General features: G+C 66.0%; 17 protein-coding genes and 2 pseudogenes. 7 read left to right on the top strand and 12 right to left on the bottom strand.

Translation table 11 applies throughout. The annotated features are described in order from the left end of the window. Positions 1-13: 13 nt before the first annotated feature. The gene (locus XH96_RS30570) at positions 14-1,459 is read right to left on the bottom strand and encodes a short-chain fatty acyl-CoA regulator family protein (RefSeq protein ID WP_194389262.1); all 1,446 of its coding nucleotides are present in this window, start codon (positions 1,457-1,459) and stop codon (positions 14-16) included. Between the two features lie 230 nt (positions 1,460-1,689). Between XH96_RS30570 and XH96_RS30565 the strand changes: the two genes are divergently transcribed. The 3 genes from XH96_RS30565 to XH96_RS30555 all read left to right on the top strand — a co-directional run bounded on the left by XH96_RS30565 (position 1,690) and on the right by XH96_RS30555 (position 4,319). Further along, positions 1,690-3,321: an isocitrate lyase gene (locus tag XH96_RS30565; RefSeq protein ID WP_194389261.1), complete on the top strand. Its 1,632-nt coding sequence runs from the start codon at positions 1,690-1,692 to the stop codon at positions 3,319-3,321. Between the two features lie 32 nt (positions 3,322-3,353). Then, entirely contained in the window at positions 3,354-3,566 is a 213-nt protein-coding gene (locus XH96_RS30560; protein ID WP_027575539.1) for a hypothetical protein, read from the top strand. 198 nt (positions 3,567-3,764) lie between these two features. Next, positions 3,765-4,319, top strand: coding sequence for a hypothetical protein (locus XH96_RS30555; protein WP_194389260.1), 555 nt, complete (start codon positions 3,765-3,767; stop codon positions 4,317-4,319). Between the two features lie 120 nt (positions 4,320-4,439). Here XH96_RS30555 and XH96_RS30550 read toward each other — a convergent pair whose 3' ends face one another. Beyond that, the gene (locus XH96_RS30550; protein ID WP_194389259.1) at positions 4,440-5,321 is read right to left on the bottom strand and encodes a metallophosphoesterase; all 882 of its coding nucleotides are present in this window, start codon (positions 5,319-5,321) and stop codon (positions 4,440-4,442) included. 92 nt (positions 5,322-5,413) lie between these two features. Between XH96_RS30550 and XH96_RS30545 the strand changes: the two genes are divergently transcribed. From XH96_RS30545 to XH96_RS30535, 3 genes and pseudogenes are all read left to right on the top strand, one after another. Continuing rightward, positions 5,414-5,905, top strand: coding sequence for an NUDIX domain-containing protein (locus XH96_RS30545; protein WP_194389258.1), 492 nt, complete (start codon positions 5,414-5,416; stop codon positions 5,903-5,905). A gap of 91 nt (positions 5,906-5,996) precedes the next feature. Beyond that, positions 5,997-6,134, top strand: a pseudogene (locus tag XH96_RS30540) (glycosyl transferase); the annotation flags it as partial. Between the two features lie 55 nt (positions 6,135-6,189). Then, positions 6,190-6,705 (top strand): GNAT family N-acetyltransferase, encoded by a 516-nt coding sequence (locus XH96_RS30535; protein WP_194389257.1) that lies wholly within the window; start codon positions 6,190-6,192, stop codon positions 6,703-6,705. Between the two features lie 110 nt (positions 6,706-6,815). Here the strand turns inward: XH96_RS30535 and XH96_RS30530 are convergent, their stop codons facing one another. From XH96_RS30530 to XH96_RS30505, 6 genes are all read right to left on the bottom strand, one after another. Continuing rightward, complete coding sequence (locus tag XH96_RS30530) at positions 6,816-7,928, bottom strand: LuxR C-terminal-related transcriptional regulator (RefSeq protein WP_194389256.1); 1,113 nt, start codon at positions 7,926-7,928, stop codon at positions 6,816-6,818. A gap of 33 nt (positions 7,929-7,961) precedes the next feature. Beyond that, positions 7,962-8,141, bottom strand: a complete 180-nt coding sequence (locus XH96_RS30525) for a hypothetical protein (protein WP_194389255.1) — start codon at positions 8,139-8,141, stop codon at positions 7,962-7,964. A gap of 18 nt (positions 8,142-8,159) precedes the next feature. After that, a complete protein-coding gene (locus XH96_RS30520; protein WP_194389254.1) occupies positions 8,160-9,008 on the bottom strand; it encodes a sulfite exporter TauE/SafE family protein in 849 nt (282 codons plus the stop codon). 601 nt (positions 9,009-9,609) lie between these two features. Beyond that, positions 9,610-11,979, bottom strand: a complete 2,370-nt coding sequence (locus XH96_RS30515) for a TonB-dependent receptor (protein WP_194389253.1) — start codon at positions 11,977-11,979, stop codon at positions 9,610-9,612. A gap of 145 nt (positions 11,980-12,124) precedes the next feature. Then, positions 12,125-12,529, bottom strand: coding sequence for a DUF2946 family protein (locus XH96_RS30510; RefSeq protein ID WP_194389252.1), 405 nt, complete (start codon positions 12,527-12,529; stop codon positions 12,125-12,127). Between the two features lie 218 nt (positions 12,530-12,747). Further along, positions 12,748-13,887 (bottom strand): epoxide hydrolase family protein, encoded by a 1,140-nt coding sequence (locus XH96_RS30505; protein ID WP_194389251.1) that lies wholly within the window; start codon positions 13,885-13,887, stop codon positions 12,748-12,750. 148 nt (positions 13,888-14,035) lie between these two features. Between XH96_RS30505 and XH96_RS30500 the strand changes: the two are divergent. Then, positions 14,036-14,179, top strand: a pseudogene (locus XH96_RS30500) (IS630 family transposase); the annotation flags it as partial. Positions 14,180-14,191: 12 nt separating this feature from the next. On the opposite strand, the gene XH96_RS30495 reads toward XH96_RS30500, so the two are convergent. From XH96_RS30495 to XH96_RS30480, 4 genes are all read right to left on the bottom strand, one after another. Further along, on the bottom strand, positions 14,192-16,255 hold the full coding sequence (locus tag XH96_RS30495; protein WP_194389250.1) for a hypothetical protein: 2,064 nt from the start codon (positions 16,253-16,255) through the stop codon (positions 14,192-14,194). 130 nt (positions 16,256-16,385) lie between these two features. Further along, the gene (locus tag XH96_RS30490) at positions 16,386-19,199 is read right to left on the bottom strand and encodes a DUF4159 domain-containing protein (RefSeq protein WP_194389249.1); all 2,814 of its coding nucleotides are present in this window, start codon (positions 19,197-19,199) and stop codon (positions 16,386-16,388) included. Further along, on the bottom strand, positions 19,196-20,140 hold the full coding sequence (locus XH96_RS30485) for a DUF58 domain-containing protein (RefSeq protein ID WP_194389248.1): 945 nt from the start codon (positions 20,138-20,140) through the stop codon (positions 19,196-19,198). Before XH96_RS30485 ends, XH96_RS30490 begins: the two co-directional genes overlap by 4 nt. Then, a complete protein-coding gene (locus XH96_RS30480; protein ID WP_092261549.1) occupies positions 20,140-21,138 on the bottom strand; it encodes a MoxR family ATPase in 999 nt (332 codons plus the stop codon). The genes XH96_RS30485 and XH96_RS30480 overlap by 1 nt, the downstream gene beginning before the upstream one ends. Positions 21,139-21,378 lie beyond the last annotated feature (240 nt).

Below are 21,378 nucleotides of genomic sequence, written 5' to 3'. Positions count from 1 at the left end.
ACCAATCGCCCCCTCACAACTCCCGTGCATTCGAGAACGCGAACGAGCTCACCCGCCGCGTCGTCTCGTCCAGGATCAGCGTGCGCGTGATCGGGGGCTCGGCACGCTGGGCGCAGTTTTCGCGCTCGCAGAGGCGGCAGTTGACGCCGATCGGCGTGCCCTCGGTTTTCTCCAGGTCGATGCCGGCGGCATAGGTCAGGCGTGCGGCGTGACGGATCTCGCAGCCGAGGCCGATGGCGAAGCGCGGCTGCGGCAGCGGGTGCGGCGCGATGGGGCGGCGCACCATCTGCGCGATCGAGAAATAGCGCGTGCCGTCCGGCAGTTCGATCACCTGCTTGAGCAGGCGGTCCGGCGTGTCGAAGGTCGAGTGCACGTTCCACAGCGGGCAGGTGCCGCCGAATTTCGAGAACGGGAAGGTGCCGGAGGAGAAGCGCTTCGAGACGTTGCCGGCATTGTCGACGCGCAAGAGGAAGAACGGAATGCCGCGCGCGTTCGGCCGCTGCAGGGTGGTGAGGCGGTGGCAGACCTGCTCGAAGCCGGAATTGAAGCGCTGCGCCAGCACGTGGATGTCGTAATTCAGCGCTTCGGCTGCGGCAAGGAAGGCCGGATAGGGCATCATCACCGCCGCTGCGAAGTAATTGCCGAGGGTGATGCGGAACAGGCGGCGCGGCGCGTCGTCCAGCGGGCCGGCGCGGCCGACGATGGTCTCCAGGGCTTGCGCGCATTCGCCAAGGCCGAGCTGGAAGGCAAGCTGGAACGCGCGGCCGGGCGGGTCGACCAGCTCCGAGATCAAGAGCTGGCGGCGATGCCGGTCGAAGCGCCGCAGCGTCTCGCGCATCACGTCAACCGGCATGATGCGGGTCTGGATCGAGTGCTTTTCACGCAGGCGCGCCGCGAGCGCCGCATACAGCCCTTCGGCCGGCACGTTCAGTTCGTCGCGCAGAGTCTCTGCGGCCTGTTCGAGCTCCGGGAAATAGTTGCGGTTGGCCTCGATCAGTTCACGTACGCGCTCGACCGGATTGGCCTCATAGCGCGTGCCGACGTCGCGGTCGGCCATTTGCGCGGCGGCCAGCGTCTCGCCTTGGCGCGCCTCGGTATAGGCGGCGTAGAGCCGCTGCAGCGCGTGAGTGACGCCGGGGCAGAGCTCGGCGAGGTCGCGCAGCTCCTGCTTGGGCAGGTCGATCTGGCGGAACAAGGGATCGGAGAAGATCTCGTTGAGCTCGGCGAAGAAGCGGTCCTCGTCAGCGGTGGCGAGGTCGCGCAGGTCGAGGTCATAGGTCTCGGCAAGGCGCAGCAGGATTTGCGCGGTCACCGGGCGCTGGTTGCGTTCGATCAGGTTGACATAGCTCGGCGAGATCCCGAGCCCCTCGGCGATCTGGGTCTGCGACAGCCCCAATTGCTGCCGGATCCTCCGGAAGCGCGGGCCGACGAAGAGTTTCTTGCCGGAAACGGCGGGCATGTCTCAGGCCTCCAGGCTCATCAAGGTCAGGCTTGCTAACCCATTAATTTACAAAATTTACAAAATAACATCTATTACATGTTCTGATGTTACATGACATCACCAATCAGAAACAAGCCCTCTATCCGAATTTTCCGTTTTCGCGTTTAGCTCCTGACACGCATCTCGCAATGCACTGTCAAGAATGTCGATGGCTAGCCATCGCCATCGTCAGCGAAAGGATCAGGTCCATGAACTACCAGCCCCGCGGCATCAGCCCCCTCCTGCGTCCGGCCTCCTATCAGAGCGAGGTCGAGGCAGCCCAGGCGCTCCTTGAGACCCAGCCGACCTGGAACGGAGTGACGGCCGAGGCCGTCGCGCGCATGCGCCTGCAGAACCGCTTCAAGACCGGTCTCGACGTCGCCCGCTACACCGCGGCCTTGATGCGCGCGGACATGGCCGCCTATGACGGCGACCCCACCAAGTACACCCAGTCGCTCGGCTGCTGGCACGGCTTCATCGCCCAGCAGAAGCTGATCTCGGTCAAGAAGCATTTCGGCAAGACCGATCGGACCTACCTCTATCTCTCGGGCTGGATGATCGCCGCGCTGCGCTCCGAGTTCGGTCCGCTGCCCGACCAGTCGATGCACGAGAAGACCTCGGTGCCGGCGCTGATCGAAGAGCTCTACACCTTCCTGCGCCAGGCGGATTCGCGCGAGCTGAACGACATCTTCCGCAGCCTCGACAAGGCGCGCAAGGAAGGCGACAAGACCCGCGAGAAGGAGCTGATCGAGAAGATCGACAACTTCCAGACTCATGTCGTGCCCGTCATCGCCGACATCGATGCCGGCTTCGGCAATGCCGAGGCGACCTATCTGCTCGCCAGGAAGATGATCGAGGCGGGCGCCTGCGCGCTGCAGATCGAGAACCAGGTCTCGGACGAGAAGCAGTGCGGCCACCAGGACGGCAAGGTCACCGTGCCGCATGAGGTCTTCCTGGCGAAGATCCGTGCCTGCCGCCACGCCTTCCTCGAGCTCGGCGTCGAAGACGGCGTCATCGTGACCCGCACCGATTCGCTCGGCGCCGGCCTGACGCAGCAGATCGCCGTCAGCCACAAGCCCGGCGACATCGGCGACCAGTACAACAGCTTCCTCGACTGCGAGGAGATCACGCCGGAGAACGCCCGCAACGGCGACGTCATCATCAACCGCAACGGCAAGATGATGCGTCCGAAGCGGCTGCCCTCCAACCTCTACCAGTTCCGCCCCGGCACCGGTGCAGACCGCTGCGTGCTCGACTGTATCACCTCGCTGCAGAACGGTGCCGACCTGCTCTGGATCGAGACCGAGAAGCCGCATATCGAGCAGATCGCCAGCATGGTCGACCGCATCCGCAAGGTCGTGCCGAACGCCAAGCTCGCCTACAACAACTCGCCGTCGTTCAACTGGACCCTCAACTTCCGTTGGCAGGTCTTCGATGCCTGGAAGGAAGCCGGCAAGGACGTCAGCAAGTACAACCGGGCCGAGCTGATGAAGGCGGAGTATGACGACACGCCGCTGGCGCAGGAAGCCGACGAGCGCATCCGCACCTTCCAGGCGGATTCGGCCAAGCGCGCCGGCATCTTCCACCACCTGATCACGCTGCCGACCTATCACACGGCAGCGCTCTCGACCGACAATCTGGCCAGGGAGTATTTCGGCGAGCAGGGCATGCTCGGCTACGTCAAGAACGTCCAGCGCGCCGAGATCCGTCAGGGCATCGCCTGCGTGAAGCATCAGAACATGGCCGGCTCCGACATCGGCGACGACCACAAGGAGTACTTCGCCGGCGAAGCGGCCCTGAAGGCGGGCGGCGCCCACAACACCATGAACCAGTTCGGCTAACGAACCACGCTACTCTCGATAGGAGACTGACAATGACCAAAGGCAGCAATTTCTGGGTGATCGGCGGCGAGTTCGGTTCGATGAACTTCCACAAGCTCGTGGAAGGCTCGGCCCAGGTCAAAGGTCCGTTCAAGTCCCGCAAGGAGGCTGAGGACTGCTGGCGCGAGGTGTCGGAAGAGAGCCGCCACAAGGCCGGCGTCCGCTTCTCGATCGTGGAAGAGCCGCAGCGCGCCCCGGCAGCCTGATCAGGCGGCTGCCGAACTCACCTAAGAAGACGTCCAAGGACGGATGGTCCCATCCAGGCCTCGAGCCTGGGTGGGATCGTCTGTTTTTGGCACAGGTGTAAAGGCTGTGGGGCGCTGTAAGTATCTGGAATTGTGGGGCTTTGCGGAGGATGTGGTTGCTGATAGGTTAATGGTGGAAAGTCGAGGACGAGGCCGACAATGTCAGAGCCCGAGACCAGCGGGACCCATCCCGGCCAGCCGCGCCCGGTGCGGCTGCGCGATGCACTGCTGCGCGCACGGATCGAGGCCGCCGACCGGACCGGCGTCGTGGTCGATCTCAGGGACGCCGAGGTGGCGCGGCTCGAGATCCTCAACGACGGGCTCGATCCCCTGTTCGCGCAGGTGCCTGATCAGATCGACCTGTTCGACCGCGGCATCAGCCAGGGCGATACGCCAAGACTCTGGATCGACGTCGTCGCCCACATCGTGATGGGGCGCGACAAGCGGATGTACCGCTTCGTCCAGGACACCCGCTTCGGCCGCATCGTGCTCGCCGAATCGCACGACACCGCTGTGATCGTCGAGGCCGTCACCGATTATGTCGCGCGCCGCATGGTCGAGCGCGAGCGTGCGATGGTGGTCCCGCCCGAACCGCAGGCACCGGCCACCGTGCCGCCGCGCCGCTCGCGCGTCTGGCCGTTCGTGCTCGGGTTCGTGCTCGGCGCTGCCGCGTTGTTCGGGGTTGCGGTGCTGGCCGCCCTGCGGAGCTGGTGAGACTCTCTCCTCGTCATTCCGGGGCGCGCGAAGCGCGAGCCCGGAATCCATCGAGCAACAGCGCATGCGGGTGAATGGATTCCGGGTTCGCGCTGCCGCGCGCCCCGGAATGACAGCCAACTAAATCAACCTCGCATGCTTGATCTGCCCGACCTGAAATCCAGCCCCCAGGCTCCGCACCGTCTGCTCGCAGCGCCAGCCGGCATTGTCCTTTTCGATCGTCAGCAGATTATACGCCGCCGCCGGGTAGCGTCCGTGCGCGAGTGCGGAGGCCGAGGGAACGCCGAGCGCGGGAATGTTTCCGTTGGGACCTTCGACCCATATCGTCGAATGAACGTGGTCGTGCCCGTGCAGGATCAGCTCGACGCCGTGACGCTTGAGCAGCGCCAGCAGCGCGGGCGCGTCCGTCATCCGTTTCTGGCGGGCATCGGATTTCAGCGGATGATGCACCAGCAGCACGCGGAAGACGTCCTCCGCCGCGAGCCGTTCGAGCACCTGTTCGAGCGAGGCGAGCTGATCGGGCCCGAGCGTGCCCGTCGCCATCAGCGGCAGGGTCGGTACCGCCGTGGACAGGCTGATCAGCGCAAGCGGTCCGCGCCGGCGCACGGACGGAAAACCGATGCGGCCGTCGTCGCCGGCAAGATAGGGCGCAAACGTCTCGCCGAAACGATGAAAGGTGGCACGGACATAGGCGTCATGGTTGCCGGGAATCGCGGTCACGCGCTCAGGCGGGCCGACGCTCTCGAGCCAGGCGAGGGCCGGCGCGAATTCCGCCTCCAGCGCGAGGTTGACGAGATCGCCCGTCACCGCGATGTGGTCGGGCGCCTGCGCCCTCATATCGGCGACGAGTGCGTCGAGAACCTCGCGGCGCTGGTATTTGTGGCGGTTGCGCGTCCAGTTGACATAGCCGAGCGCGCGCTTGCCCGCGAGCTCGATCAGCCGAGGCTTCGGCAAAGGCGGCAGATGCGGGTCGGACAGATGGGCGAGCGTGAAGGGAGCCATGACGCGCGATTGCCTCGCTATTGCTCTACCGTAATGGCAAGGTCGCGCCCGGCGCGCAAGCAGGGCCTGAAACGGGGCGGCGGGGAAGTCTGATGGGAGAAAGTCTGAACCGTGTCCGACGGAAAGCCGAGCCGCTGCTGCGGCGGCTCTTCCACGCCTACTTCCTGCTCGTCCGCGGCATGACGCTCGGCGTCCGCGCCGTGGTGCTGGATGCCGAGGATCGGGTCTTTCTCGTCAGGCACAGCTACGTCAGCGGCTGGTATCTGCCTGGCGGCGGCGTCGACCACGGCGAGACCATGGAGCAGGCGATGCGGCGCGAGCTCAAGGAGGAGGGCGACATCGATCTCACCGGAGACGCCATGCTGCACGGCATCTTCCTCAACAGCCACGTCTCCCGCCGCGACCATGTCGCGGTCTATGTCGTCAGGCAGTTCAGGCAGGCCCGCCTGCCCGCGCCCAACCGCGAGATCGTCGAATGCGGGTTCTTCGCGATCACGGCGCTGCCCGAGGGCACCACGCCCGGCACGCGGCTGCGGATCGCGGAAGTGCTCGACGACCGGCCCTTGATTGCGACGTGGCGCTGAGGGCGGCCTGTGCCAGTGACCGGCTCGACCGCCGCCACGGAAAACCGGATGAAGATTGCCAAACCCGCTTTCGGTCTGATCTGTCTTGCGATCCGTGCTGTCGACGGGCCTGATGATCATGGCCCTGCTGTCGGCGTCGTCCGGGCTCGTGCTCGACACGGTCACGCGGGGGCGGCGAGAGATGAAGATGCTGGCCTACCTGTCCCAGCCTGCGTTGAAACGGGACTGAGTGGGGGCCGCGCCCATGGACCTCCGCATTCGCAGATGCTACTCCGCCGGATGACATGACCGACCTCTCACTGACCATCCTTCCCGAGGCCGCCGGCGACGCTCAGGCGATCGAGCGGCTGCACGAACGTACCTTCGGTCCCGGCCGCTTCGTGCTGAGCGCCTACCGGATTCGCGAGCACGTCGACCATCTGCTCGAACTGTCCTTCACCGCCCGCATCGGCACGCTGCTGGTCGGCTCGGTCAGGCAGTTGCCGATCCTGATCGGCGACACGCCCGCGCTGCTGCTCGGGCCGCTCACCGTCGAGCCGCCGTTCCGCGGCCGCGGCGTCGGCCGTACGTTGATGGAGCGCGCGCTGAAGGATGCGAAAGCGAAAGGCCACCGGCTCGTGCTGCTGGTCGGCGATGAGCCCTATTACAGCCGCGTCGGTTTCAAGCCGGTCCCCAAGGGCCGCGTCACCATGCCGGGCCCCGTCGATGCCGCCCGTATCCTGGTGTTCGAGCTCGTCGACGGCGCCTTTGAGGGCGTGTCGGGCCCGGTCGGCCCCGACTGGAGCAAGGCGCGGGGGTAGCTGCAGCCGCAGCTCCACGTCCGGATGGAGCGTCCGCCGTAGCTCGAAGGGCGAAGGCGCAGTCCAAGGCCAGGCGGACAAGTCCCGGCTCTCGCTCCGCTCGATCGTGGCTACGAGGCCTCGCCAGGGGATCTGACGACACCTATCGTCGCGAGAAGTGCGGCAAGCTCAGCCTGACCTCTCGTGTCGGTTTTGACAAAGACTCGCCTGAGATGCGTTTTGACCGTATTGGCGGACAGTCCCAGCATGACGGCTGCTTCGGATGTCGTCCCGCCGGAGGACGCTGCAACTGCCACGCGCGCTTCCGCCCTGGTCAAGCCATATGCGTCCGTCAATTGCTGCGAGCTCGCCGTTCCTCTTTGCGAGGGATCGATCACGAAGGCGGCGCAGGCCGCGTTGCGGATGAAGGCCCCACCGAGCATCCCGACTTCTTCGCTGCGCAGTCCCACGACGACAATAGTCAGAAGCCGCGTCCCCTCCACCGCGGGAACACTCATCGTTCCGCCGGCTCCGCCGGCCAATGTCGACCGGACAAGGTTTGCGAGGCGTCTCGAATGCGGGGCTGACCAGGTCGCCATCGAAGGCCTGAGCTTGAGAGTCCCTTCCGCTTCCAGCGAACAGGACGCCTGGTTCGCAAAGATGACATGTGCCCTGGGACCCATGACGACGACGCCGTCCGCCAGTTGATCGATCACGTCGAACGCGGCTCTCCTCAATGCGTGATACCCGGTCAGGCGAAATCCCAATGTGACGGATCTCCGCAGATGGGGAGCCAGCATTTCGATGTGTTTACGGCCGGCTGCGTCGAATTCTCCGCGGCGCCTGCTGCGGCAGATGTTGAAGGCCACACGGAAGTCATCCTTCGCTGCCAGCGCAATCATCGCGTTGTGTCCGATGCCTTGCGGCCTGAGGACCTCGTCGTAGAAGGCCGATTTTTCGAGTTCGCGCAGCGGCACCACTTCGTCCGACAGGACCACTTGCCCTATCGGCTTGTCCTCCATGGCCTCCGACCAGGCATTCTGCATATGGCGTTCCTGGTAGGCCTGATTGCATTGCTGGTTCAAGCGGCCGTTGAAATCGAAGTAGACCTGCTCGGCCGCGACCGATTGTCCGAACAATATCCCGCCTTCGCTTCCTGTGAGATCGGCGATAGCGGTGAGAACGGCAGGCCAGAGGTCTTGTTGGCCGGCGGCCTCGTATATCAAATCGAGGATGCGTTCCATTATTGCGATCCCAGATGCGCCAGACGAGCCCTTCTACTTCTTCAGAGACGCGAGAGGCACGCTCGTGCCTGCAATTTGAACATCATGACTGATCGTCAGCGCCAGCATCAGCATGACGGCCAGCAGCGATCCATAGAAGCTGACGACCGCAAGCCGCCATTTGCGCAACACGGGGCGGTCTGACTGGGGGAGATCCTGCGGGGATTTTTGCATGGGGAATACTCCGAACCTTCAGAGGGGCCTGACAAAGCCGATCCCGGCAGCCATCAGCAGCAGGCCCACGATGCGGTTGAACGTAGCGGTATCGACGCGGTTGAAGATCATCAGCCCGACATAGGCGCCGAGCACGGCGGGGGCTGCATAGAAGAGGAGGCCGAGCGGCATCGCCTCTGGCGGCCGCAAGACCATCAGCAGGGACAGCGACAGGAGCTGGTTGACCAGGATGAAGGGCTGGATGATTGCGCGGGCGCGGTGCTTGTCGAAACCTTGGACATGGCACCACATCGAAACGAAAGCGGCAGGAAATGCTGCGAGGCCTCCGGTAATGCCTCCCAGCGCGCCAACCGTGATGCGTCCCCACAAGGGATTTTTCCCGGACCGCAGAGTCGGCTTCAGCGCCGTGAAGGTGCCATAGGTGATCAACAGAGCTCCCAACATCGGCAGCAAGGTGGACGCCGAAGTGTTGCAGAGGAGATGAAGGCCGATGGGCAACGTCAAGATGCTGCCGAAGAGGTAGGGAGCGCACCGGCGCATCTCGATCGATTCACGCAAGCGCCAGACGCAGTAGACTTGTTGGGCGATCGAAGCCACCAGGAGAATCCGGACGATCGTGATCGGCTCGCTCAAGCTATGGAAGAGGAAGGCACCGGCGATCGGCGAGAATGCGAAGCCTGCGATACTCGAAACCAGCGCGGACAGCAGCACGACCCAGCAAGCTGCTTTCGTCGCACTCGACGAGATGGCAAGTGCGACGGCGAAGATTCCCAGACAGACCGTGGGAATTGCTGGAAATGATCTGACGACGGAGAAAGCGGAAGCTGCCTTTGGATCGATAGGCGGCATTAAAACCTCCGACAGCAAGACTTTGGTGGCAATCGCGGGTATCGATCTCCGATGACCCTACTCGCGCGGTAGAATAATGCGTGTGAACCAATTCACGACGTCGAGCCGAATATCGGGCTCGGTGCTTCTGATGCTAATGACTGCGAAGCAACGCAGCGTCACCCGACCGGGTGACAAATGGTGGAACACCGGCAATCAAACACGCGCGGTGAATGTCGCGTCGCGTTGCTCAAAAATTGTGCGCTTCAGTCGCAAATCCAAAACGTTTAATAGAATTGTGTTTCATGGATATGCAATCAGAACGATAGTTCCCTTTCCGTCATAGTTTCGCTGCTTAGTTTGGCAAAGCAGAACCCATGTTCGCGCCGACGATGTCGGCGCCACGATGTTGACGCCGCAATGTCGAGGATGGAATGCGTCCTTCTCTGGTCAGACTGCTGGCGGCAACGATCGGCTTGGCCGTTGGCATTGCGTTGATTGCAGGAAAGCCGCCGGCCGACGGCCATCACAAGGGCCTTCGCCACGCGCACTTCGTTGCCAACTAGAGCATGATCGAGGTTCTGTATTCCGCTCACGCGGGAGGGATAGGCCCTCCCGCACAATTCATGGCGTATGAGCGCTAGAACTTGAAGTTCGCGAACGCCCGCACGCCGATGCCGGGCAGCAGCACCTCGTCCTTGGTGTAGGATACCGAGTTGCGGATGTTCTCGTTGAGCAGGTTGTTGCCGAGGAGGCCGACCAGCATCTCGCGCGCGCCGAACGGATTCGGATTGAGCTTGGTCTTGTAGCTGACCTCGGCCTTCAACAGATTGTAGCCCGCTGTCGGCGTTTCCGCGATCTCGGCCACGTTGTCTTGCGCGAAGGCATGCAACAGGTTGATCCGCATCAGCCAGTTGTCGTCGCGCCAGAACACCCCGCCGCCCATGCGCATGGGTGGAATCCGCGGCACGTTGGTGCCGTCGCTGAAGGTGGCGCGGACGAAGTCGAACTGGTTCTCGATGCCCCAGATGCCGCCCTGGAAGGCGCCGACGTCGAGCTGCGACTGGAATTCGCCGCCGCGGAAGTTCGCGTTCCGCTGCGAGTAGACCGCCTGGTTCAGTTCGCCATCGGGCGCACCGCACGAGGCGAAGTCGTCGTCGCACATGACCCCGGTGAGGCGGCGATAGATGAAATTGTCGAAATGCGTGTAGTAGACGGTCGCCTCGAAGCGGAACGGCCCCGTCGCCCTGCGCACCCCGAGCTCGACCGATTTCGCGGTCTCGATGGTGAGGTTCGGGTTGCCGATGTCGAACGTCGCCGTCGCGTCGTGACCGCCGCGGGAAAACAGCTCGGCCGCCTTTGGCGCGCGCTCGACATATTGTGCGGTGATGCTGCCGACCATGCCGCCCGGCAGGTCCTGCAACAGGCCGATGCTGCCGCTCTTCGGCGTGAAGGACGGATTGCGCGCGATCGGCGTCTGCGGCGTGCCGTCGGGCAGGTAGTCCGCGGGGAAGTTCGGCGTCGTGCCGTGCAGTTCGACGTGCTCGATGCGCCCGGCGATCTGCGCCCGCGTCGTCTCCGTGAACCTGAACTCGTTGAAGGCGTAACCGGCAACGCGCGTGCTGTTGTTCGGGTCCCACAAGCCGTTGAACAGCGTGCCGGGATTGTCCGGGCTCGGCGCGCTCAGTTCCTGATGGCCGACCTGGAAGCCCAGCGCCGTCGTCACCTCGGCGAAGCGGGCGTTGAACGGCATCAGCTGCACCTCGGTGCGGATTTCCTGCTCCTTGTTGGTGAAGGTCTGCCTGATGCCGTCGGTGTTGAGGTCGGCGGGATCGGCAAGGCCGATCTCGTTGTGCCGGTAGTCGGTCGCGCCGGCCCAGAAGCGGATCGTGTCGATCGCGGCCGCGTCGGGGCGGTACTCGCCCTTGACGTTGATCTTGGTCTGGTGCGCGTCGATCCGCGTGTTGTGGTCGGCGCCGTCGATGCCGGGGATATGGTAGAGCGAGTCGTTCTGCGTGATCGACGCGCCGATATAGCCGCCCTGGAAGAAGTAGGAGCCGCCGATCGAGGCGCCGTCCGAGCGCGTCGCCGAGTTGGGCTGGCGGCCGTTCACGGGACGCGACTGGTCGGTCAGATAGGGATAGCTCGGGATGTAATAGTCCGAGGTGGTGCGGCCATAGACGTCGGCATGGAAGGCAAAATTGCCGCCGCCGGTATCGAGCAGCACGCCGCTCTCGACGCCGCGGTCGACCGAGCTAAACGCGGTGCGCGTCTCGGCGGTGACGCAAGGCGACGTCGCGGCGCTCGCGAGCGGCGCCTTGGTCGGCAGGCCGTAGCTCTGGAACGACGGCGCGCAGGAGGGCAGCGCATCCGGAATCCGGTTGTTGGTGGCGCTGACCACGCCGCCGATCGAGGTCGAGCCGTAACGCAGTGCCGCCGGCCCGCGCACCACTTCGACCTGGTTGGTTGCGAGCGGATCGATCGGCACGAAATGATCCTCGCCGAGGTCGGAGGCGCCGCCGGCATTGGTGCCGTTCTCGAGGATGCCGACGCGGTTGACGTCGAGACCTCTGATGATGGGCCGGCTGGATGCGCCGGGCGCGAAGCTCGATCCGGTGATGCCGGGCTTGGAGAACAGGAGATCGCCGAGCTGGCCGCCGCCTTCGCGGCGGATCTCCTCGTTCGGCACCACGGTGACGGTGGCGAACTGGTTGGTCACGATTGGCAGCACGCCCGGCTGAGGCGCGGCGGGCGCGGAAGCCGCAGGCGTTGCTTCCGCCGTTTGCTCGCGGCTGCGCACCCGCGCGGTCCGCGTGCCGCGGCCGGCGTTGCGGGACGGAACCACCGCCCTGCGCACGATCGGGCTCGGCGCCGTCACGGTGACGGCTGGGATTTCCGTCGATGATTTGTCTTGGGCTGGCTCTTGAGCGAAGGCGGGCGTGGCGGCAGCGCCGAGCAGGAGCAGGCTTGCTCCGCCAAGTCGTTGCGCGCGTCGCGATTTGAATGACATTGTCCTGATTCCAGTCAGGCGCCGTCCGGATGATGGTTTGCTGATCGGAGGCGGCCTGCCGTCGCAGTGCGACGGAATTCGACTTCAACTTCTCCCGGCCATTGGCCTGCAAGCGGCGAGGCTGGGCGTGATCAAGCGTTGGAAGTCAGGACGCGGGAGGGGCGCGGGGCTGAAATGCCGTGCCGGCCGATTTCAGATGGAGAAATTCGGCGTCGGTGGTGCGGTAGAGCAGATCGATCGCCTGCGGCAGCTGCAACAGAGGCGGCGTCGCGAACAGGATCGTGCCCGCCATGGCGACGACGGCGCAGATCGCGCAACTGTCGTCGCCTTGATGCTCGCGGTCGGGGCCGGCCGGCGATTGCTTCTGGACCGCGGCGCGGTCGATCGCGGCAACGCCCTTGAAGCCGTCGGTCTGCTGCAGCGAGGGTTGGGCGAGTGGCGCGGCCTGCGCGAACCAGTGGCTGTGGCCGAATGTCAGCGCGAGCTGCACCAGCATCGCGAACAACGCGAGCCGGGCGCCGTGCCTGATATGCGACCGGAACCACTTCATCTGGAAACGCCACCCCCACATCGGGACGTCAATTCCAGGACGTCGCGATGTTATAGTGTAACATCGCCGGATCGGTCTGCGGATGTCAACGGCGGCGGGATCGGCGCATGAAGACCGAGGACCTGATGTGTCGTTTGGGCAACTAGGCTAGTTCCGCCACGCCCGCGGCAGGGCCGCGGGTATAGCTGCCAATTCCGCGGTCGCCAAGATTGCCGACGTCACGAGCTTTTGCCGAGGACCAGGGCGACGAACGCCCGCAGGTCGCTCAGCATCAGGTCCGGCTCCTCCCAAGCGGCGAAGTGGCCGCCCGACGGCATGTCGCTCCAGTGCACGATGTCGTAGGTCTTCTGTGCAAAGGAGCGCGGCGGCGGGATGAATACGGGGTCGGGGAAGGCGGCGACGCCAGTCGGCACCTTGATGCGCGTTCCAGCGGGAAACTTGTTCGACTTTTCGAGGCGCCTGCCCTGATAGATCCAGGTCGCGGTGACGACCGAGGACGGCGCGACGTAGAGCATGATGTTGGTGAGCAGCTCTTCTTCGCAGAACTTGCTCCAGATGTCCGGGCGGCCATCGGGCGCCACCGGGAGATCGGCCCACTTGCCGATCTTCTCGAGCATCCAGCCGGCCGCGCCGACGGGGCTGTCGGCCATCGCCGCGCCGAGCGTTTGCGGGCGCGTCCCCTGCTGGTGACTGTAGCCGCTCTCCAGCTCCAAGAGTTCGTCCCGTTTGGCGACGAATGCCTTTTCCGCGTCGCTCGTTGGTGCGGCATCCTCCGCGTGCAGGTTGACCATGTTGAGGTGGATGCCGAGCAGCGCGTCGGGCCAGTCGTGCGCCATCCACGCGGCGATGGCGTTACCCCAATCCCCGCCCTGGACGATGAAGCGCTCGGCACCGTAAAGCTCGCCCATCAGCCCGTTCATCAGCGCCGCGGCCCGCCGCGGCCCGACGAGGCCGGTGATCGGCTTCGAGAAAGCGAAGCCCGGCAGCGACGGGACGACGACGTCGTGACCGTCCGCCACCAGCGGCTCCAGCAGCGGCTCGAACTCGAGATACGAGCCTGGCCAGCCGTGCAGGAGTAGAAGCGGCGGCTTCGAGCCGTCGCCCTTCAAATGCACGAAATGCAGGTGCTCGTCGTCGATATCCGTCATGAAATTCGGAAGCCGATTGAGGCGCCGCTCGACGGCACGCCAGTCGTAGACATCCCGCCAATAGGTGACGAGCCGCTGGAGGTCGGCGACCCCGACGCCCGATCGCCAACCTCCCGCGTCGGGAAGCTCGCTCCAGTCGTAGGCGGCGACCTTGCGCGCGATGGTCGCGAGGCGGTCGTCGGAAATCTCGATCTTGTAGGGCGTCGCCATCGCCGTCTCCTCGCTCCGCTGCCGCTCGCCGCGTGACGCCCGTTGGCCGCTTGAAAGGCCGCCGCCGCCGCGGCATCCGAATGCTTGCGGTTGCATCGTCTCGCGTGACACAAAGTTAACTCGTCTTATTGCAACGAAAAGGCGGCTGTTGAAAGCGCTGCTTCGGACCGCGGAAGCCCGCACCGACCCAGATCTTCGCGCCGCCATCCGGCAAGCCTTTACCCGCTTCACCTCTGACGAGTGCCGCAACTATCTCGCCGCCGCAGGCTACGACGCCTATGACCCAACTTGATCGGAAACAGCTCTAGCGCCCCTCGCGTACCCACGTCGCCGCAAACGCGCCGAGCAGCAGCAACAGGCCGATCAGGCCGGAGAAGATCGGCAGCACGCCGACGCCCTTCACCACGCTGGCGTCGCGCATCCGCACGCCCATCCAGCCGTCGCCGTGGAAGACGCTGGCCGACCGCACCGGCAGGATGCGCGGCAGCTCGACGCTGGAGCCACTGGCCACGCGCACGGCGTCGCCGCCCGTTGCCTGCGTCAGCGGCCTCAAGGTATCGACCGTGGAGGTGACTTCCGAAAACTCCTTCGGATTGGTCGGGCCGACATTGATCAGCGCCTTGAGCGTGCCGTCGGTGGCCTGCCACAGGCCGAGCTCGTTCGCCGGAAGGCTGGCGCGCCACTCGCCGGGATCTGCAGCCGCCAGCGTCAAGTCGTGCGACACGCCCGATGGCGAGGTGACGCTCACCGGCTGGACGCTGTCCGCCATGGTCTGGCGCACCACGACGAGGTCCTTGCCCTGCACCTGGAGCCGCAGCGCTTCCTCGTCCAGATCAGGCTGCTTCATCAGCCAGTGCGACATCCGCCTGAGCAGATCGAGATGCGGTCCGCCGCCCTCATAGCCGCGCGCCCACAGCCAGATGTGGTCGGAGAGCAGCAGCGCGACGCGGCCCTCGCCGAAGCGCGACAGGAACAACAGCGGCTTGCCGTCGGCGCCGGTCATGACGGGCGGGTTGACGGCATTGCGGGTGTCGACGGTGCGGAAGAACCGGCTCCAGTGCGGCGGCTCGCTCGCCGAGCCTTCCAGCCCGCGTGTGACGGGATGGCGTTTGCCGATGTCGGACAGGTGCGCGTAGAACGGCTTTTCCGTCACGCCGACCGGCTCGGCCGGCAGCACGGAATCCAGCGGCGTGCGCCAGATGCTGGTGTTGGAGGCGTAGTCGGGCCCGGCCGAGACCAGCACCGCGCCGCCCGAGCGGACATAGCGCGCGATATTGTCGAAATAGGCGATCGGCAGCACGCCCTGGCGGGCGTAGCGGTCGAAGATGATCAGCTGGAATTCGTTGATCTTCTGCTGGAACAGCTCGCGGGTCGGAAACGCGATCAGCGACAATTCGTTGATCGGCGTGCCGTCCTGCTTCTCCGGTGGGCGCAGGATGGTGAAGTGGACGAGGTCGACGCTGGCGTCGGACTTGAGCAGATTGCGCCACGTGCGCTCGCCCGAATGCGGCTCGCCCGAGACCAGGAGCACCCGCAGCTTGTCGCGCACGCCGTCGATGGCGACGACGGCGCGGTTGTTCACCGGCGTCAGTTCGCGTTCGAGCGGCGAGGCCTCGATCTCGACGATGTTCGGACCGGCATGCTTGATGTCGACGTCGACGCTGGCGGCCTGGCCGCTTCCCAGCGTGCGCTCGTTGATGACCTCGCCGTCGCGGCGGATCGTGACCCTGGCGCGCTCGCCGGAGACACCCTGGTCGTCGAGCCGGTAGTTGATGGTCTGGGTCTGCCCGACGATGCCGAAGCGCGGTGCCGCCGTGATCGCGATGCGGCGGTCGCGCTCGTCCTTCTGCCCCGTGACCAGCGCGTGCACTGGCGCCTGGAAACCGAGCGCGGCGGCGTTCGCCGGAATGTCGTGGACGCGGCCGTCGGTTATCAGGAACGCGCCGGCGACGCGGTCGACCGGGACGTCCGCCAAGGCCGAGGCGAGGGCGCCGAACAGTTTTGTGCCGTCGGTCTCGCCGTCGGCCTGCCCGGCCTCGACGACGCGGACTTCGAGGCCCTTGATCTTCTTCAGGCTGTCGACCAGCGCTTCCTGCGCCTGGGCGGCCTCACGGTTGCGGTTGCCGAAATTCTGGCTCGGGCTCTTGTCGATGACGACGGCCGCCACCGAGGTGAGGGGATCGCGGTCCTCGCGGGTGAAGGAGGGATTGGCGAGCGCCAGCAGGACCAGCGCCAGCGCGGCGACGCGCACCGCGGCGCCGCGTGCGCGCGCCAGAAGCAGCACCAGCGCAATGACGACGATCGCGGCGAGCGCGAGCCACAGCACGATCGCGGGAACAAGCGGCGTGAATGCGATGCCGTAATTCATCAAACCACCTTGTCAACGTCATTCCGGGGCGATGCGAAGCATCGAACCCGGAATCTCGAGATTCCGGGTCTGGCCCTTCGGACCATCCCGGAATGACGGAGTGTGTGGATCAAGCGCGTCGCGCGCATCTCTATTGCCCCAGCCGTTCGATCAGCGCCGGAGCGTGCACCTGGTCGGCCTTGTAGTTGCCGGTCAGCGTGTACATCACGATATTGGCGCCGGCGCGGTAGGCAAATTCGCGCTGGCGGGCGTCGCCGCCGGTCACCGGCAGCATGGCTTGTCCGTCGGGCCGCACCGCCCAGGCGCCGGCGAGATCGTTCGAGGTGATGATGATCGGCGAGACGCCGTCGCCGCCGCGCGCCGGCCGCTGCGCGCTGTCCTCGTCCTCCTCGCGCGGCAGCGTCTCGACCCAGGTCTGGCCGGCGGTGAAGCGGCCGGGGAAGTCGCGCAGCAGATAGAAGGTCTTGGTCAGCACGTGCTCGCGCGGCACCGGCTCGAGCTCGGGCACGTCGAGCGAGGAGAGTATCTCGCGCAGCGTCTGCATGCCCGGGGTCTGCGACGCCCCGTTCGCGCCGGGCGGTGCCTCGATCGCGTCGCGGGTGTCGAACAGCACGGTGCCGCCCTGCTTCATGTAGGCGTCGATCTTGTTGATGGCGTCCTGCGGCGGTTTCGGCGCGCCCGGCACGATCGGCCAGTAGATCAGCGGGAAGAAGGCGAGCTCGTCGCGCGCCGGATCGACGCCGACGGGATCGCCGGCCTCGAGCGCGGTGCGCTGGGCCAGGAACAGCGTCAGCCCGTTCATCCCTGCCTTGACGATGGAATCGACGTCGGCATTGCCCGTCACGACATAGGCGAGTCGCGTCTGCGACACCGCCTTCATCGCGAACTCGTCCGCGGCGCTGTCGGCGCGCGCCGGCGCCGGTGCAAACGACATCAGGCCTGCGAGCGCCAGAGCGAACACGATCATTGCGGGCGCGGCGCGGCGGCGCAGCAGCGCGGCAATCCCGCCGCCGAGCACCGCGACGATGATGGCGTCGACCAGGAACAGCGCGAGCGCGGTGGACAGCAGCCAGCCGCGGAGGTCCCGCGGTTCGGCATTGGTGTAGGTGGCGTGCCGGGCGCGCAGGCTCGCGGTGTTCAGGGCCGCGATGCGGTCGGCGGCAGCAAGCGTGTTCACGGCAAGCGGTCCTTCTGCCGGACCATAGAAGCCCGGCGGATGATCAGGTGTGGCCCGATCGCGATAATCGGCCGGCAGCGGTTTTGCGGTCGCCGGCGGCGGGCCGAACGCGCCGAAACCGTCGAGGATGTGCAGCGGCGCCACCGTTTCAGTGGTCGCCTCGCTGGCAACGCCGGCGCCGGGCTTGGCGGTGTAGCCGGACATGTCGACCACCCGCCGCAGCATTTCGACGAAGGTGCCCGACATCGGCAGGTCCGACCAGCGCATGTCGGCGCTGACGTGGAACAGGCTGACGAGGCCCTTGCCGCGATGCTCGCCGGTCACCAGCGGCGTGCCGTCTTCCAGCGAGGCCCAGCTCTTGGTGGCGAGCACGGCGTCGGGCTCGGCCAGCACCTGGCGACTTACGGTGACGTCCTTGGGGACCGCCACGCCGGCAAACGGGCCGTCGGCCGCGAACGAGGCCAGATGCTGCGGCTTCTCCCAGGTCAGGCTGCCGCCGAGCGTCCGACCGCCCTTGCGCAGCTTGACCGGCACGAGGTCGTCCTCGGCCTGTGCCAGCCGGGGGCCGGCGAAGCGAACCAGCACGCCGCCCTGGTCGATCCAGGCATTGATGCGCTCGCGGAGTTCAGGGGAGATGGTGCCGACATCGGCGAGGATGATCATCGGCAGCTTCTGGTCCAAAAATTGTGTGATGCCCTGCTGCGGCGAGCCCTTGTCGGCGAGCCGGACGTCGGCGAACGGCGCCAGCGCGCGGGTGAGATAGAAGGTCGGCGCCAGCAGCGGCTGCGCGGTCTCGCTGGTCGAGCCCGAGACGATGCCGATGGCGCGGCGGCGCCAGCGCTTGTCGAGCAGCTGCACGGCGCCGGCCGAGCGCTCGCCGGATATTTCAAGCCGGGTGATGTCGTTGCGCAGCTCGACCGGCAGATCGAACGCGGCTTCGGTCTCCTTGTCCTGCGGGCCGAACGAATAGCGCGCTTCTCCGATCGGCGCGGCCTTCTGGTCGAGCGCACGCACGGTGCCGACCGCGATGCCGCCGTCGGTGCGCAGCACCTTCACCGTCATCTTCGCCGCGGCGTTCTCGGCCGCGACCAGCGCCAGCGGTGAGGAGGTGCCGCCTTCGAACACGGTCAGGCTGCGATCGCCGATGGTCTTGCCGAGGCCCTGCACGAAGTCTTCGCCGCGGCCGGTGTCGATGCCGTCGGAGAGCCAGGCGATCTCGCAGTCGCCGGTGACTTTGAGGAAACGGTCGACCGCGGCCAGCGTCTCGACGCGGTCGATCGAATAGGGCTTCGGCGCGAGTTGCCGCAGCGCGACGCGCGCCGCACCCGCCGGCATCAGGGTGATGTCGCGGTTCGGCTCCGACAGCGGCACCAGCGCGATGGCGCGGCTGTCGTTGTCGGCATTGGCGATCAGCTCGTCGGCGGTCCGGATCCTGACATCCCAGTGCGATGCGGCGCTCCAGCCGTCGTCGAACATGATCATCAGCGGCGCCCTGCTGCCGGCGCTGCCTGTTTGCGGATTCCAGATCGGGCCGGCGGCGGCGAAGATCACCAGCGCGGCGGCGAGCAGGCGGAGCGCCGTCAGCCACCACGGCGTCCGCGAGGGCGTCTCCTCCCTAGGGGCGATGTCGAACAGCAGCCGCGTCGGCGGAAACTCGATGCGGCGCGGCCGCGGCGGCATCACGCGCAGGAGCCACCACAGCACGGGCAGGCTGACGAGGCCGATCAGGAGCAGCGGTTGGGTGAAGGCGAGCGGCAATCCCATCATGCGGCCGGCCCCGCCTTGATCGTCGTGGTGCGGGCGCCCGACTTGCTCACCTGCATGCCGGCATGCAGGAACAGCAGCAGCTCGGCGGCCGAACGGTCGGTCGCGTGCGTCGTGAACAGCCAGTCCAGCTTGTTGGTCTCGGCGCGGATCTGGTCGCGATGCAGCGCGAGCCGCGCGGTATAGTCCTGTGCCCAGCTCTCGGCGCGGCCGGCGGTGATCACGCCAAAGCCTTCGGGCTCGACGAACTCGACGCGGCCGGAATAGGGAAACGATTCCTCGGCGGGATCGACGACCTGCACCATCGTGCCGTGCGCGCCGGAGCCGGAGAGCCCTGCGAGCATCGTCCTGATCTCGGAGATCGGCGACCAGAAATCCGACAGCACGATGATCTCGGCCAGCGCTGCGGGCACGAAGGACGGCGGAAGGCTCAGCCGGTCGGCATCGTCATGCAGCATCGCCTGCGCCATCTTGTCGATGACGCTGCGGCTTGCGGTCGGCGCCATCAGCCCGGGAATGCCGACGCGCTCGCCGCCGGCGACGAGCAGCTCGGCCAGCGCGAAGGCGACGATCAGCGTCCGCTCGAGCTTGGATTCGCGCGCGGTCTTCGAGGCGAACGCCATCGAGGGCGAGCGGTCAGGCCAGATCCAGACCGTGTGCGAAGCTTCCCATTCGAGCTCGCGGACATAGAGATGGTCGTCACGCGCAGAGCGGCGCCAGTCGACGTTCTGCGCTGGTTCGCCCGAGACGAAGCGGCGGTACTGCCAGAAGTTTTCGCCGGCGCCGGCGCGGCGCCTTCCATGCAGGCCGTGGATGACGTTGGCGGCGATGCGGCGGGCCTCGAGTACCAGACGCGGCAGCGAAGCGGCGAGCGTGCGACTTTCGCCATCGGCACGTCGGATCGCCAGTGTTTCCTTCGCTGCGCGCCCGTTCTCCGCTGCCATCAACCGATCCGTGTCTTCAATTGCCGGATCACGTCCGGAATCGTGCGGCCTTCGGCGCGCGCCTGGAACGTCAGCGCCATGCGGTGCTTCAGCACGGGTTCGGCGAGGTCGAGCACGTCGTCGACCGAGGGCGCGAGGCGCCCGTCGATCAGTGCACGTGCGCGTACGGCCAGCATCAGCGATTGGCTGGCGCGCGGGCCGGGTCCCCAGGCGATGAACTTGCCGGCTTCGCCGGCGTCCGGACCCGGGCGGGCCGAGCGCACCAGCGACAGGATCGCCTCCACGACGGAATCGCCGACCGGAAGGCGCCGGATCAGCCGCTGCGCGGTGATCAGCGCATCTGCGGTCATCGAGCCCCTGGCCAGCGTCTCCTCCGCGCCGGTGGTCTCGAACAGGATGCGGCGCTCCGCATCGCGATCGGGATAGTCGACGTCGATCTCCATCAGGAAGCGGTCGAGCTGGGCTTCGGGCAGCGGATAGGTGCCTTCCTGCTCCAGCGGGTTCTGCGTCGCGAGCACGTGGAACGGCTTGGGTAGATCGTGCCGCGCGCCGGCGACGGTGATGTGCTGCTCCTGCATCGCCTGCAAGAGCGCCGATTGCGTGCGCGGGCTGGCGCGGTTGATCTCGTCGGCCATCAGCAGCTGCGCGAACACGGGGCCGGCGATGAAGCGGAAGGCGCGCCTGCCCGCGGTGCTCTCGTCCAGCACCTCGGCGCCGAGAATGTCGGACGGCATCAGATCCGGGGTGAACTGGATGCGCTTGGCGTCGAGACCGAGCGTGACGCCGAGCGTCTCCACCAGCTTGGTCTTGGCAAGGCCCGGCACGCCGATCAGGAGCGCATGGCCGCCGGAGAGAATGGTGACCAGCGTGTTCTCGATCACGCGATCCTGGCCGAAGATGACGGAGGCGATCGCTTCCTTTGCGGCGCGAATCTGGCTCGACACCTGCTCGGCCGAACGGACGATCCCGTCCTCGAGTTTCTCGACACTCTCCGCCATTCGCTCGCTCCTTCAGCCTGCCACGCGGCTTGCCTGCATCGTCACGTCACCACGTCACGTCGGGTCATCACGCCACGTCATGGGCCCTATGCTAGACTTGCAGGAAGGCCATGTATTCGTTGAATTAACCTATCCCCACCTTATCGGCTTCGGGGTATGTACGGCATCACGAAGTGGCGACCTCCACACCGGGCTATTCCGGATGGAACCGCACACCCGAGTACAACGTAGACCTGCACC

The organism is Bradyrhizobium sp. CCBAU 51765, assembly GCF_015291725.1.
Taxonomy (GTDB): domain Bacteria; phylum Pseudomonadota; class Alphaproteobacteria; order Rhizobiales; family Xanthobacteraceae; genus Bradyrhizobium; species Bradyrhizobium liaoningense.
The sequence above is the reverse complement of the archived record's forward strand: the minus strand, read 5'-3'. Positions and strand labels throughout refer to the sequence as shown.

What these genes read in the sequence shown, in the direction of transcription:
- XH96_RS30570 (WP_194389262.1), bottom strand. Translation starts at nt 1,459, where the DNA reads ATGCCCGCCGTTTCCGGCAAGAAACTCTTCGTCGGCCCGCGCTTCCGG.
- XH96_RS30565 (WP_194389261.1), top strand. Translation starts at nt 1,690, where the DNA reads ATGAACTACCAGCCCCGCGGCATCAGCCCCCTCCTGCGTCCGGCCTCC.
- XH96_RS30560 (WP_027575539.1), top strand. Translation starts at nt 3,354, where the DNA reads ATGACCAAAGGCAGCAATTTCTGGGTGATCGGCGGCGAGTTCGGTTCG.
- XH96_RS30555 (WP_194389260.1), top strand. Translation starts at nt 3,765, where the DNA reads ATGTCAGAGCCCGAGACCAGCGGGACCCATCCCGGCCAGCCGCGCCCG.
- XH96_RS30550 (WP_194389259.1), bottom strand. Translation starts at nt 5,321, where the DNA reads ATGGCTCCCTTCACGCTCGCCCATCTGTCCGACCCGCATCTGCCGCCT.
- XH96_RS30545 (WP_194389258.1), top strand. Translation starts at nt 5,414, where the DNA reads ATGGGAGAAAGTCTGAACCGTGTCCGACGGAAAGCCGAGCCGCTGCTG.
- XH96_RS30535 (WP_194389257.1), top strand. Translation starts at nt 6,190, where the DNA reads ATGACCGACCTCTCACTGACCATCCTTCCCGAGGCCGCCGGCGACGCT.
- XH96_RS30530 (WP_194389256.1), bottom strand. Translation starts at nt 7,928, where the DNA reads ATGGAACGCATCCTCGATTTGATATACGAGGCCGCCGGCCAACAAGAC.
- XH96_RS30525 (WP_194389255.1), bottom strand. Translation starts at nt 8,141, where the DNA reads ATGCAAAAATCCCCGCAGGATCTCCCCCAGTCAGACCGCCCCGTGTTG.
- XH96_RS30515 (WP_194389253.1), bottom strand. Translation starts at nt 11,979, where the DNA reads ATGTCATTCAAATCGCGACGCGCGCAACGACTTGGCGGAGCAAGCCTG.
- XH96_RS30510 (WP_194389252.1), bottom strand. Translation starts at nt 12,529, where the DNA reads ATGAAGTGGTTCCGGTCGCATATCAGGCACGGCGCCCGGCTCGCGTTG.
- XH96_RS30505 (WP_194389251.1), bottom strand. Translation starts at nt 13,887, where the DNA reads ATGGCGACGCCCTACAAGATCGAGATTTCCGACGACCGCCTCGCGACC.
- XH96_RS30495 (WP_194389250.1), bottom strand. Translation starts at nt 16,255, where the DNA reads ATGAATTACGGCATCGCATTCACGCCGCTTGTTCCCGCGATCGTGCTG.
- XH96_RS30490 (WP_194389249.1), bottom strand. Translation starts at nt 19,199, where the DNA reads ATGATGGGATTGCCGCTCGCCTTCACCCAACCGCTGCTCCTGATCGGC.
- XH96_RS30485 (WP_194389248.1), bottom strand. Translation starts at nt 20,140, where the DNA reads ATGGCAGCGGAGAACGGGCGCGCAGCGAAGGAAACACTGGCGATCCGA.
- XH96_RS30480 (WP_092261549.1), bottom strand. Translation starts at nt 21,138, where the DNA reads ATGGCGGAGAGTGTCGAGAAACTCGAGGACGGGATCGTCCGTTCGGCC.